The 12991-nt window shown below is 76.0% G+C and carries 9 protein-coding genes; 6 read left to right on the top strand and 3 right to left on the bottom strand.

Annotated elements, in window-relative coordinates; translation table 11 throughout:
• Positions 1 to 9: 9 nt before the first annotated feature.
• Complete coding sequence (locus AMK24_RS21085) at positions 10 to 4299, bottom strand: bifunctional nitrate reductase/sulfite reductase flavoprotein subunit alpha (protein ID WP_073770376.1); 4290 nt, start codon at positions 4297 to 4299, stop codon at positions 10 to 12.
• Between the two features lie 251 nt (positions 4300 to 4550).
• On the opposite strand from AMK24_RS21085, the gene AMK24_RS21080 reads away from it, so the two are divergent.
• From AMK24_RS21080 to AMK24_RS21065, 4 genes are read left to right on the top strand one after another with little or no spacing between them, the layout of a single operon-like run.
• A complete protein-coding gene (locus AMK24_RS21080) occupies positions 4551 to 5291 on the top strand; it encodes a class I SAM-dependent methyltransferase (RefSeq protein WP_073770375.1) in 741 nt (246 codons plus the stop codon).
• Positions 5288 to 6466 (top strand): pyridoxal-phosphate dependent enzyme, encoded by a 1179-nt coding sequence (locus tag AMK24_RS21075; protein WP_073770374.1) that lies wholly within the window; start codon positions 5288 to 5290, stop codon positions 6464 to 6466. Before AMK24_RS21080 ends, AMK24_RS21075 begins: the two co-directional genes overlap by 4 nt.
• Complete coding sequence (locus AMK24_RS21070; RefSeq protein WP_073770373.1) at positions 6463 to 7686, top strand: ATP-grasp domain-containing protein; 1224 nt, start codon at positions 6463 to 6465, stop codon at positions 7684 to 7686. The genes AMK24_RS21075 and AMK24_RS21070 overlap by 4 nt, the downstream gene beginning before the upstream one ends.
• A 10-nt stretch (positions 7687 to 7696) precedes the next feature.
• Positions 7697 to 8959: an MFS transporter gene (locus AMK24_RS21065; RefSeq protein ID WP_073770570.1), complete on the top strand. Its 1263-nt coding sequence runs from the start codon at positions 7697 to 7699 to the stop codon at positions 8957 to 8959.
• Here AMK24_RS21065 and AMK24_RS21060 read toward each other — a convergent pair.
• On the bottom strand, positions 8956 to 9579 hold the full coding sequence (locus AMK24_RS21060) for a sigma-70 family RNA polymerase sigma factor (protein WP_073770372.1): 624 nt from the start codon (positions 9577 to 9579) through the stop codon (positions 8956 to 8958). The genes AMK24_RS21065 and AMK24_RS21060 overlap by 4 nt on opposite strands.
• Positions 9580 to 9947: 368 nt before the next feature.
• Positions 9948 to 10619, bottom strand: coding sequence for a hypothetical protein (locus AMK24_RS21055; protein ID WP_073770371.1), 672 nt, complete (start codon positions 10617 to 10619; stop codon positions 9948 to 9950).
• 233 nt (positions 10620 to 10852) lie between these two features.
• Between AMK24_RS21055 and AMK24_RS21050 the strand changes: the two genes are divergently transcribed.
• Complete coding sequence (locus AMK24_RS21050; protein WP_242435214.1) at positions 10853 to 11989, top strand: ferric reductase-like transmembrane domain-containing protein; 1137 nt, start codon at positions 10853 to 10855, stop codon at positions 11987 to 11989.
• A 101-nt stretch (positions 11990 to 12090) separates the two neighbouring features.
• Positions 12091 to 12960, top strand: a complete 870-nt coding sequence (locus AMK24_RS21045) for a universal stress protein (protein ID WP_073770370.1) — start codon at positions 12091 to 12093, stop codon at positions 12958 to 12960.
• Positions 12961 to 12991 lie beyond the last annotated feature (31 nt).

The raw sequence follows: 12991 nt of genomic DNA, 5'->3' as shown, positions 1-12991 counted from the left end.
CTCCCTCGTTCAGTACACGTCACGTACGTATCGGCGGTCCGAGGCTAGCCGCTTCACCTGCGCGGCGGCGGCTTCGGGGGCGAGTCCGCCGTGGGCCACGGCGATGTCGCGCAGCGCCCGGTCCACGTCCTTGGCCATGCGGGAGGCGTCGCCGCAGACGTAGAGGTGGGCGCCGTCGCGGAGCCAGGACCAGAGCCGGGCCCCGTGCTCGCGCATCCGGTCCTGGACGTAGACCTTGGCGCGCTGGTCCCGGGAGAAGGCGGTGTCCAGCCGGGTGAGGGTGCCCGAGCGGATCAGGGCGTCGAGTTCTTCGCGGTAGTAGAAGTCCGTGGCCCGGTGCTGCTCGCCGAAGAACAGCCAGTTGGCGCCCGAGTGCCCGAGCGCCCGCCGCTCCTCCAGGAAGCCGAGGAACGGGGCGATCCCGGTCCCGGGGCCGATCATGATCATCGGGGTGGCCGGGTCGGCGGGCGGGCCGAAGCGGTCGTTGCGCCGGACGAACACGGGCAGCGGGCTGTCGGGGCCGGCGTCGGCCAGGAACGCGGAGGCCACGCCCTTGCGCATCCGCCCGAGGCGGCTCTCGTAGCGGACCACGGAGACGGTCAGCCGCATCCGGTGGGGGTCCGCGAGCGGGCTGGAGGCGATGGAGTACAGCCGGGGGCGGAGCGGCCCCAGCACCTCGGCCCAGGTCGCGGCCGTGGCCCGTACCGGGTGTTCGGCGAGGACGTCGACGGCCTGCCGCCCCCAGGCCCACCGGTCCCGCTCGCCCTTGTTGTCGGGGCGCAGCAGCTTCCTCAGCACCCGGTCCCCGGTCCGGTCCGCGACCAGGCGCAGCAGGTCCGGGGTGACGCGGGTGATGTCGAGGTGGCGGTGCAGGGCTTCGCCCATCGCGACCGGGCCGTGGCCGGGGACCTCCACCTCGGCGGCGGGGTCGAGGCCGGTGGCGTCGAGCCATTCGGCCACCAGGCCGGGGCAGTTGAGGGGCTGCACGCCGAGGGCGTCCCCGGCCGTGTAGGTCAGGGGGGTGTCGGCGTGCCGCGTGTCGATCGTGAAGGCGCGGACCTCCTTCGCCGCTCCGGGCAGGCTCAGCAGGCGGTTCCCGGTGAGGAGGGCGGTGACGGGCGCGGGCCGGGCGGGGTGGGCGGGGGCGGGCGGCGTCGTGGCGGGGGTACCGGCCGAGGGCGTCGTCCCGGTCCCGGCGGCGGTCGTGGGGGCGGCCCCGGTCGTGGAGGCGGTCGCGATCGTGGGGGCGGTCGCGGTCCGGGGGTTCGGCCCTGCCTCCGCCTCCAGCGCCGTCCGGATCTCCTTGAGCCACTGTTCGAAGGGCTGTTCGTACTCGGGTTCGCAGTCGGTGCGGGGGACGAGCCGCTCCGCGCCCAGCTCGCCCAGCCGTTCGTCCAGTCGGCGGCCGTGGCCGCAGAAGTCGTCGTACGAGGAGTCGCCGAGCGCGAGGACGGCGTAGCGCAGGCCCTCCAGCCGCGGCGCTCCGGGGGTGTTCAGCGACTCCCAGAAGCCGGAGCCGTTGTCGGGGGCGTCGCCGTCGCCGAAGGTGCTGGTGACGACGAGGAGGTCGGCGGGGCGCGGCAGAGCCTGGGGCGTTGCGTCGTCCATGCCGAGGAGCGTGGTGCGGTACCCCTCGTCGGCCAGCGTCCGGGCCGCCGTCGCCGCGGCCTCCTCGGCGTTGCCGGTCTGCGAGGCCCAGAGCACGAGGACCGGGCGGCCCTGCTCGGGCGGGGTGCTCGCCGGCGCCGCGGGGGCGGTCGCCGGGTTCCGCGGCTCCGGGAGCCGGGAGTGGGCTCCCGCCAGCATTCCGTTGACCCACAGCGCGTGGTCCGGGGCGAACGGGGCGCCCGCCGGGAGCACCGGAATGCCCGAGGGGCGCTCCCCCAGCCCCGCGAGGAATCCGGCGAGATAGCGGCGTTCGGCTCCGGTGAGGAGGGGCGGGGCCGTGTCCGCCGGCCCCAGGGCGCTCGCCGGCCCCGTACCGCCCGCCGGAGCCGGGGCGTCCACGAGGCCGAACACCCCCGCGGGCGCGGGCCGCTCGGCGGCGGTGAGGGCGGTGGCAGTGGGAACGGCGGCAGTGGGAGCGGAGCGTACGGCGGGGGCGGCCACCCTCGCCAGCCGTACCGCGCACACCTTCAGCTCCGGCTGGAAGGAGATCGGGTCGACCGCGTCGTTGGTCACGGCGTTCACCCCCAGGTACTCGCCGAACAGATCGTTCCAGTGGAAAGGGGCGAAGCACTCCCCCGCCCGCACCCGTTCGGTGATGCGGGCCGGGAGCACCGCCCGGCCGCGCCGCGACGCGGCCTCGACGCCGTCGCCCTCCGCGATGCCCAGGGCGGCCGCGTCGTCCGGGTGGATCTCGATGAACGGGCCCGGGTCGAGCCGGTTCAGCCTGCCGATCTTCGCCGTCTTGGTGAGCGTGTGCCACTGGTGCTGGAGCCGCCCGGTGTTCAGGACGAACGGGAAGTCGTCGTCGGGCATCTCGGCCGGCGGCAGGTGCGGGCGCGCGTGGAAGACCGCCCGGCCGCTCGGTGTGGGGAAGACGAGCTTCGGCACGCTCCCCTCGGGCCGTACGGCCTGCTCCCGGCCGACGCCGTCGCCGAGGTAGCGTACGGGGTTGCGGGCGGGCCCCCCGGTATCGGAGCTCGGCCACTGGACGGGGGTCGCGCGCAGCCTCTCGTAAGTGATGCCGCGCAGGTCGTAGCCGGTGCGCGGGTTCCACGCGCGGGTGATCTCGGCGAAGACCTCCTCGGCGCAGGTGTAGTCGAAGGCGTCCTCGTACCCCATGGCGCGGGCGACCGCCGCGATGATCCGCCAGTCCGGCCACGCCTCGCCGGGTGGGTCCACGGCCCGGCGGGACAGGGTGAGGGTGCGCTCGGAGTTGACCATGACGCCCTCGGACTCGGCCCAGAGCGCGGCGGGCAGGACGATGTCGGCGTACGCGTTGGTCTCGGTCTCGGCGAACACGTCCTGGGTGACGACGAGTTCGGCGGCCTCCAGCCCTTCGACGACGGTGCGGCGGTTGGCGACCGAGGCGACCGGGTTGGTGCAGATGATCCAGCACGCCTTGATCTCCCCCTCCGCCATGCGCCGGAACATCTCGACGGTGCCGCCGCCCGGGCCGTCCGCGCGCAGGGTGCCGGGCGGGATGCCCCACAGCTCCTCGGTGAAGGCGCGGTCCTCCTCGACCAGGAGCGATCGCTGGCCGGGGAGCCCGGGGCCCATGTAGCCCATCTCCCGGCCGCCCATGGCGTTGGGCTGGCCGGTGAGCGAGAACGGGCCGCTGCCGGGGCGGCAGATCGCGCCGGTCGCCAGGTGCAGGTTGATCAGCGCGTTGGTGTTCCACGTGCCGTGGGTGGACTGGTTGAGCCCCATCGTCCAGCAGCTCGTCCAGTCGCCCGCCTCGCCGATCCAGCGGGCGGCCCGCCGGATGTCCTCCTCGGGGATGCCGGTGGTCTCCGCCACCGCGGCGGGCGGGTAGTCGCGGAGGAAGGCGGGCATCCGCTCCCAGCCCTCGGTGTGTTCGAAGATGAACTCCGGGTCGGTGTGCCCGTTCTCGACGAGGAGGTGCAGCAGCCCGTTGAGGAGCGCCAGGTCGGTGCCGGGCCGGATACGCAGGTACAGGTCGGCCTTGGCGGCGGTGGCGTTGTACCGGGGGTCGACGACGATCAGTTTCGCGCCCGCCTTGACGCGCTCCATCATCCGCAGGAAGAGGATGGGATGGCAGTCGGCCATGTTGGCGCCGATGACGAGGAAGACGTCGGCGCGGGCGAGGTCGTCGTAGGAGCCGGGCGGGCCGTCCGCGCCGAGGGACAGCTTGTAGCCGCTGCCCGCACTCGCCATGCAGAGACGGGAGTTGGACTCGATGGCGGTGGTCCGGATGAAGCCCTTGGCCAGTTTGTTGGCCAGGTACTGCGCCTCCAGCGACATCTGCCCGGAGACGTAGAGGGCGATCGCGTCCGGACCGTGGGCGTCCAGCACGGACCGCAGCCGGCGCGCGGTCTCCGCGACGGCGGCGTCCCGGGCGAGCGGGGCGGGCTGTTCGCCCCGCCCGGAGCGGGCCAGGGCGGTGGTCAGCCGGCCGGGGGCGGCGAGGAGGTCGGCCCCGGTCGCGCCCTTGGTGCAGAGCCGGCCGGCGTTCGAGGGGTGTTCCTTGTCGCCGGACGCCTTGACGACGGTGCGGCGGCCGTCGGGGCCGATAGCGACGTCGAGGACGATCCCGCAGCCGACACCGCAGTACGAGCAGACCGTGCGCACCCGGTCGGTGGCGGGGGCGTCCGGCGGGGTCGGCGCGGTCATGGAGGCCCTTCGGGGCGGGCGTTCCCAAAGGAGCGCGGGTCGGGCGGCGGTCGCTCCCGAATCTAGGAAGAGCCCGTTACCCGGGGATGACACCGGGCGGGCGGCGACGGTTACGTCGCCTGCACACCGCCCGGGGCCCGCCGGTGAGGCGCGGGAAGGGGGCGGCGGACAGGGGGGAACTCCCCGGCGGCGGCGGCCGACTACTGGAGGGACGGCAGACAGGCTCTGGGCCCGTGAGGAGACCGCGAGGCATGCACTGGTACGAGGACGACGCGCTCTGGTCCGACTTCGCCCCGACGATGTTCCCACCCGCGCGGGCCGAGTCGGCGGCCGCCCTGGTCGCGGGCTCCCCCCTGCTGGACTTCCCGCCCGGCACGAGAGTGCTGGACCTGTGCTGCGGGCCGGGCCTCTTCGTGGTGCCGCTGGCCGCCCGGGGCTACGAGGTGACGGGGGTCGACCTGTCGCCCTCGATGCTGGAGAGGGCCCGCGCCGCCTGCGACGCGGCGGGGGCGAAGGCCCGGCTGGAGCGGGCCGACATGCTCACGTACCGGGAACCGGACTCCTTCGACGTGGTGCTGAACGTCTTCACCTCCTTCGGTTACTTCGACGCGGCCGAGGACAACCTCCGGGTGCTGCGCAACGCGTACGAGAGCCTCGCCCCGGGCGGTCGGCTCCTGGTGGACGTGATGGGCAAGGAAGTGCTGGCGGGCTGGATCGGCCGGCCCCAGGCGGTGGACCTGCCGGACGGTTCCTACGTCGTCCAGCGCGACACCGTCCTCGACAGCTGGCGGCGGCTGCGCACCGACTGGACACTGGTGCGCGGCACGACGGCGCGGACGGCGTCCCTCACCTCCTGGCTCTACTCGGCGGCCGAGCTGCACGCCCTCTTCGAGGAGGCGGGCTTCACCGGGGTGGAGTGCTTCGGCGGGTTCGACGCGTCCGGCTACGACCAGCGTTCGGACCGGCTCGTCGTGCGCGGGAGGCGCGCATGAGGGCCGGTCCCGGCGCCCGTCCGCGCTCCGCGTCGGGGCCGCGGGACGCCTCCGGACCCCGGACCGCCCCCGCCGCGATCCACGAGCACATCACCGACGCGGTCAAGACCCCGGATCTGATCCGGCTGAGCGGCGACGTCGTCCTCGCCCGTTTCGAGACGATGAAGGTGTACGCGGCTCTCGGCGCGGTCCGCTCGCTGCTGCGCCGCGGCCGGGTGGTTCCCGGGCAGACCCTGGTGGACAGCTCCAGCGGGATCTACGCGCTGGCCCTCGCCATGGCCTGCCACCGCTACGGGCTGCGGTGCCGCATCGTCGCCTCCACCACCGTGGACGCCGCCACGCGGGCGCAGTTGGAGATCCTGGGCGCGACGGTCGACGCCATGCCGCCCTCCCGGAGCCTGCGCCTGGACCAGGAGTCGCGGGTCCGCCACGTCCGCCGCCTGCTGGCCGAGCGGCCGGACTTCCACTGGATGCGGCAGTACCACGACGGGGTCCACCACGAGGGGTACCGGGAGTTCGCGGAGCTCCTGGCCGGGGCGCTGCCCGAGGGGCCGCTGACCGTGGTCGGCGCGGTGGGCACGGGTGCGTCGACCGGTGGACTGGCCCGCGCGCTGCGGGAGTCGGGGCGGTCGGTGCGGCTGGTGGGCATCCAGCCGTTCGGCAGCGTGACCTTCGGGAGCGAGCGGTTCGAGGACCCGGAGGCGATCATCGCGGGCATCGGCAGCTCGATCCCGTTCGGGAACGTCCGCCACGAGCTGTACGACACCGTCCACTGGCTCGACTTCCGCCATGCGATGGCCGGGGCCGTGGGACTGCTGCGCGAACACGCGGTGTTCGCCGGCCTGTCCACCGGAGCGGCCCACCTCGCGGCCTCCTGGGAGGCGGCCCGCCATCCCGGACGGCTGCATCTGGTGCTGGGCGCCGACACCGGGCACCGGTACACGGAGCGGGTGTTCGCCCGCCACGCCGAGGCCCTGGACCCGGCTGGACTGCGCCCCCGTGCCATCGCCTCGCCGGCCGCCCTGCGACCGCCGTGGTCCGTGATGGAGTGGGCGGGACGCGCCGCTCCGCCGGGCGCGCGGACCACCGAGGGCGACCGGCCCGCCGAGGGCGACGGGAAGACCGCCGAGGGCGCCGTCCCCTCCCCCGCGACCACCGTGGAGCTGCTGCCATGACGATCGCCGCACTGGAGTCCCTCTCCTTCGGCCTGGGCCGGATGGCGGAGGCCGCCGCCGGGGCGGGGCACCGGCTGTGCCTGCTGACCGGCGACCGCTCGTTCTACCGGCACGAGCTGGCGGTCCTGCGGCCGGACGCGCTGGACGTCGTGGACGTGGACACGGACGACCCCGAGGCCGTCCGCCGGGCGCTGGCCGCCGTGCCGGACCTGGCCGGGCTGATCAACACGACGGACACCTGGAGCCTGCCGGCCGCGGAGCTGGCGGCCCGGCTCGGGCTGCCGGGCGCCGACCCCTCGGCCGTACGGCTGCTGCGCGACAAGTGCGCGGTCCGGCAGGCGCTGCACGCGCGGGGGTTGAGCCGCGGCACGGCCGTGGCCGTCCCGCCGGGCGCCGAGGGGGCGGAGGCGGTGCTGCGGACGGTCGGGCTGCCCGCCGTCCTGAAGGACTCGGCGGGCACCTCCTCGCGCGCCGTGTGGATCGTGCACGACGAGGAGGCCCTGCACCGGGCGGTGGCGGAGGCCGGCCGGCAGCGGCTGTCCGGCGCCCTGTTCGCCGAGGCGTTCCTCGCCGGCCCGCTGTACAGCGCCGAATCCCTCAGCTGGGACGGCGCCACCCGGCTCCTGGGGGTGCTGAGCCGCCAGACGTCCCGGGCGGCGGTGGTACGGGAGGAGGCGGCGGCGTTCCCGGTGGCGCTGCCCGAGGAGGAGCAGGCCGGGATCGAGGTGTGGGTGGGCCGGGTCCTGGCGGCGGCCGGGCACGAACGGGGTTTCGCCCACGTGGAGTTCATCCTGACGGCCGACGGCCCGGAGCTGGTGGAGATCAACCGCAGGATCGGCGGGGCGCTGGTCGGCGAGGTGCTGTGCCGGACGCTGCGGACCAATGTCTACACCGCGATGGTGGACGAGGCACTCGGCCGCCGCCCGGCGTTGTTGGACGCCCCGCTCGACGCCGAAGGCCCGGCGTACGGTTTCGTCCTGGTGTACGCCGAGCGGCCCGGGGTGCTCACGGGCTGGCTCGGACTCGACGAGCTCGGGGCGTTTCCCGGGTCGGTGGAGTGGTTCCCGGTGCGCGAACCCGGCGAGAGCGTGTCGTACGTGAACGACCAGCGCGGCTGTACGGGGATGGTGCTGGCAGAGGGGGCGACGGCGGAGCTGGCTCAGCACCGGGCGTGGAGTGCGGCCGTCCGGGTGCGGCCGGTCGTCGCCGACGCGGCGTGAGCGCGGGGGGATGAGCCGTCGGCGACCGGACGGGGCGCCGGGGGCGGGAGCGGCCGGGGCCCGGCGGGGAGAGGACCGCGGCGGCCGTACGCGGCTCACCGGGCCCCGGCGATTCCTGCTGGCGGGCTCGTTCCTGATCACGCTGGGCAGCTTCGCCGTGCTGCCCTACATGTCGGTGCTGCTGCACCGGCGCCTCGGCCTGGGGCTCGGCACGGTCGGCCTCGTGCTGGCCGTCGCCTCGCTGATCCAGTTCGCCGGGGGCGCGGTGGCGGGTCCGGTGGCCGGGCGGATCGGGCTGCGGCGCGCGATGCTGCTGGCGCTGGCCCTGCGGACGGCGGGCTTCGCCGCGTTCGTCCCCGGGCCGAGCAGCCCGGTCCTGGCGATCGGGGCCCTGCTGCTGGTGTCGGCGGGTGCGGCGCTGTACCTCCCGGCCAACAAGGCGTACCTGGTGGACGGCGTGCCCGAGGCCGCCCGCCCCCGGCTGCTGTCGGCGAGCGGGTCGGCGTTCAACGCGGGGATGGCACTGGGCCCTCCGGTCGCCGCGCCGCTGGTCATGGGCTCGCCCGGGGTGCTGTTCGCGTGCGTCACGGTGCTGTTCGCGCTCGTCGGGGCGGGGCACGCGCTGCTGCCGCGCGAGGCGGCGGGCCCGCCCCGTGAGCAGCCCGCCGCGGCCCCGGCCCGGGGCCGCGCCACACCGCCCCCCGGGCCCTCGCCGTTCGCGGTGACCGTGCTGAGCGTGTACGCGTTCATGTTCTTCCAGCACTACCTGGCGCTGTACGCGGTCCCCCGGACGTCGGCCGCCTTCTACGGGGCCGTGCTGACCGGGTACGCGGTCCTCCTGGTCGTCGCGCAGCCGCTGCTGGCCGAACGGGTCGCCGCGCTGAGCTACCCGGCGGCGCTGAGGTGGGGCTTCGGGGCGATGGCGGCCGGTACGGCGGCGATCGGGGCCGGTGGGCACGGGGGGATCGCGGTGGGCGCGACGCTGATGTGCTGCGGGGAGATCGTGCTCTTCCTCAAGAACGACCTGGAGGCGCTGGCCCGTTCCACGGCCGCCCCGGCGAGCGTGTTCGGGCGCCAGAGGCTGGCGGCGGGCATCGGGGCGTTCGCCGCCGGGCTCGTCGGCGGGCAGCTGTACGGGGCGGCGGAGGCGGCGGGCGCGGCGCGCGGGTTCTGGGCGGCGGTCTGCCTCCAGTGCGTGCTGCTGCCGGTGCCGCTGCTGTTCCGCCGGCGTGCCGCCCGGGGCCCCGAGAGGCCCCGGGCGGGCGCCCTCTAGCCGGTCTTCGGCCCGGCCTGCGCCGGTTCCGCCCGCCACTGGCCGGCGAGTTCGCGGCGGGCGCGCGCCACGCGGGAGCGCACCGTGCCGACCGGACAGCCCGCGGCGGCCGCTGCCTCCGCGTAGGACGCGCCCAGCAGTTGGGTGAGGACGAACGCCTGGCGGCGTGCCGGTTCCAGGCGGCGCAGGGCGTCCAGCACCGCGACGGACTCCTCGAACCCGGGCAGGTGACGGGGCTGGGCCCGTTCCGCGACGGTCTCCCAGTCCGCGGTGTCGGCGGTCCGGGGTCGCGCGGCGGCGGCCCGGTGGCGGTCGATGACGACGCGCCGCGCGATCGCCATCAGCCAGGTCCGGGCGCAGGAACGCCCCGCGAACCGGGCCAGTCCGCTCATCGCCCGCAGGTAGGTCTCCTGGGCCAGGTCGTCGGCGCCGGGCGCGTCGGAGCTGAGGTAGGCGACGAACCGGCGGACGTCCCCGTAGGTCGCCCGGACGAACCGGTCGGCGGCGTCCCGGTCCCCGCCGCCCGCGGCCAGCGCCCAGTCGGTGATCTGCCCGTCGTTCTGCCGTGCGGCCGGAACCCGGGGCCCGGACGGATGGAGGCCGGGAGGGCGGCCCGGCATGTGCGGGTGCGGGCCCGGGGGGCGGGCGCCGGGCCCGGGGGCGAGCGGCGGGCCCGGCGCGGGAGGGAGGAGGGCCGACGGCCCGGCGGCCGGTGATGCGGGGGCCGGCGCGGGCGCCTGGGGTGCGGGGGCCGGCGCGGGCGCCTGGGGTGCGGGGGCCGGCGCGGGCGCCTGGGGTGCGGGGGCAGGAGGTTTCACAGTGGTCCTTCGCGTCCTTGCGGAGCCGGGCAGCGGTCGCCCGGCTCCGTACGCCGGTCGGGGGCGGCCGCGGAGGGCGGCGGCCCGGCGGGACCGGCATGGCTGTCACGGGTGTGCGCGGGCACACCCGTACCGCCTCCGGCGCGGGACGGCCGGAGAGCGCGGTGAGGTCAGCGGAAGCGGAGGGAGGGCGGGGGCCCGCGCCGGGAGATCGCGTGCAGGGCGAGCAGGTCCCGGCGGCGGCGCCCCCGGCGGCGGGGCCGCCGCCGGACGGGCGCGGGCGGGGCGGGCGGCGTCGCGCACCACAGGCGCCAGGCCGTTCGCAGCGGGGCGCGGACGAACAGCACCAGGCAGCGGGCCAGCCGGGCGAGGGCCACCTCGCCGCGCCACAGCCACCAGCCGCAGACCAGTCCGGCCAGCGCGTGGGCGGCGGCCATGCCGAGGGTGAACGCCGCGCCGTCGAAGGCGGGCGGAAGCCCCGTCAGTTCCCAGGGGCCGGCGAGCGGGACCTCGTGGGCGGGGTGACGCACGGCGCTCGACGCGCTGTGCCCGCCGCCCGCGTGGTGCGCGCCGTGCCCGCCCGGCAGCCGTGGTCCGGCCAGGGAGAAGAGGGCGTGCAGCCCCGACTGGCCCAGGACATGGGCCGCGACCGTCACCGGGGCGCTCCGCCGCCGCGCGGCGAGCCACCAGCCGGCCCCGCACACCGGCAGCAGCGCGGCGCCCTGGACGAGCAGGGGCAGGGGCGCGCCGGACATCAGCGCGTGGCCGAGCCCGGACACGGCGACGCACACCACCGCGAACAGTGCGGTGCGCCCGAGTCGGAGTGCGGTTCCGGCTCCCATGAGGTCATCGTGCCAGCAGTCCCCGCAGGGGAGAGAAGGGCACCAGATGCCGAAACAACGGGAGTTCGACCCGTTTGCCCCACCGGCACCCCCCTGTGATCCACGCCACAGCGACGGTCCGGGAACTTTCCTCCGCCCCCGTCCGACTGCTCCGACAACGCGCCTGTGTACGCCTCGTGGCCCGGCGCCGCCGCATACGCCCCACCACCCGCCGCCCGCCCCGAAGAGGCCGCATGACGAACCCGCCCCCCGCCCCCGACCCGGCCGCGTCCGCCGAGCCCGCCGGGGGCGCGCCGCCCCCCACGGCCGGAGCGGCCGACGTACCCGGATCGGACGCGGTGTCCGTACCGGCCGTCGTGACCGGTCCGGACGCCGCGCCTCCCGCCACCGGCCCCGCCCCCGGCCACGGCCCCCTGCCCGGCCCCCGGGCGGCGGGCGAGTCCGGACGGCCGACGGGTGAGCCGAGGCGGCCGACGCTCCGCTCCGACCTGCGGGCCTCGTGGCCCGACGGCCTGGTGGCGCTCCTCGTCACCGCGGCCGTCTTCGTCCTGCTCTACCTCCGCATCCGCGACAAGTCCTCCTCCACGGTCACCGTGATGCCGTTCATGGCCGACGCGGGCGGCTTCTGGATGTACTTCCTCAGCCAGGCGTTCGGCTGGTCCGCCCTGCTCTGGGCCTGGGGCACCGTCGTCCTCGGACTGATGCTGTCGGGGCCCCGGCCCGGCCGCCTGCCGCTGTCGGTCCCCCGGCTGGAACGGCTGCACCGCACGACGAGTCTCAACACCATGGCCCTGATCGCGGCCCACGCCCTGCTGTTCGCGGCCGAACTGGTCCGCCACGACACGGCGCCCTGGGCCTCGGCGGTCGCCACCGCCTTCGTGGAGGCGTTCGTCCCCGGGGGCTACGACTCGGGAACCGGGCGGGTCGCCGTCCCCGTCGGCCAGGCCGCCCTGTACCTCGCGATCCCGCTGGGCCTGCTCTTCTACGTACGCCACCGGATCGGCCCCCGGGCCTGGCGGGTGCTGCACCGCTGCGTGATCGTCGTCTACGTCCTCAGCGTCTGGCACACCCTGCTGTACGGGACCAACGTCTGGTACGACGGTTGGTTCCGCACCGCCGTCTGGCTGTTCCAGCTGCCGATCGCCGCTCTGCTGCTCCTGAGGCTGACACGGCCCGCCCGCCGCTCCGAGAAGCTGGCCGCCCGGCCCGGGGCGACCGCCGGGGACCGTACGCGGTGGGCCCTGCGCCTCGGCGGCCGGCTCCTGGTGGCGGCGGTCGTGGTGGTGCTGGTCGCCGTGGTGGCCACCGGCAGGGACGGCGGGCGCAGCGTGCCCCCGGAGGACACCACCTCCACCCACGACCACGGCTGAGGCCCCGGCCGCCCCGAGGGGACGGAGCCGGGAGGGGAACGCCCGCCGCCACCGGCGGGAGCCGGGTGAGGGCCGTCCTCCCGGCGACGTACGCTCGGTCCATGACCACCAACGATCTTCCCGTGATCGCCGCCGTCGACGGCTCCGCGCACAGTCGGCAGGCGCTCGACTGGGCCACCCTCGAAGCCGTGCGGCGCGGGCTGCCCCTCCTGATCGTCCACGTCCGCCCGCCCGCCCGGCAGGGGGACGGACAGGAGGGCCGGGGCGAGGCGGAGGAGCTGCTGGCCGAGGCCGTCCGGCACAGCGCGCTCCTCGCCCCGGAGCTGCGGCGCTCGACGCTGGCCCCGCTGAACTTCCCGTCCGCGGCCCTAGTCTCACTGGGCCGGGACGCGTCGATGATCGTGCTCGGTTCGCGCGGCCTCGGCGGTTTCCGTTCGCTGATGATCGGTTCCAACAGCCTCGCCACCGCCTCCATGGCGAGCTGCCCCGTCGTGGTCGTACGGGAGGGCCGCCCGGAGGAGGACGGCGACCGGGCCGGCGGGACGGGCGACCTCACCGACATCGTGGCGGGGGTGGCCGCCGACGAGAGCAGCGAAGCGGTCCTGGAGTTCGCCTTCGCCACCGCGGCCTCCCGTCCGGGCGCCCGCCTGCGGATCGTGCACGGCTGGACGATGTTCTCCTCGATGCTCGCGGGCGGTCCCGTCCTGGACCGCCGGGAGGCGGCGGGGTCGGCGGCCCGGACCCTGGCCGAGCTGACGTCGGGATGGCACGAGAAGTACCCGCAGGTCGAGACCGTCAGGGAGCCGGTCAACGGTTCGGCGTCGCGCACCCTGGTGACCGCGTCGGCGACCGCGGCCCTGACGGTGGTCGGACGGCGCAAGGGAGGGGAGTCGCTCGGGCTCGGGCTGTCCCCGGTGGCGCAGACGACGGTCACGCACGCGCCGGGCCCGGTCGCCGTCGTCCCCTGCTGAACCGCGCCCCTCACGGGAAGCCGTCCGCCCC

The organism is Streptomyces sp. CB02366, from assembly GCF_001905905.1.
Classification (GTDB): Bacteria; Actinomycetota; Actinomycetes; order Streptomycetales; family Streptomycetaceae; genus Streptomyces.
The sequence above is the reverse complement of the archived record's forward strand: the minus strand, read 5'-3'. Positions and strand labels throughout refer to the sequence as shown.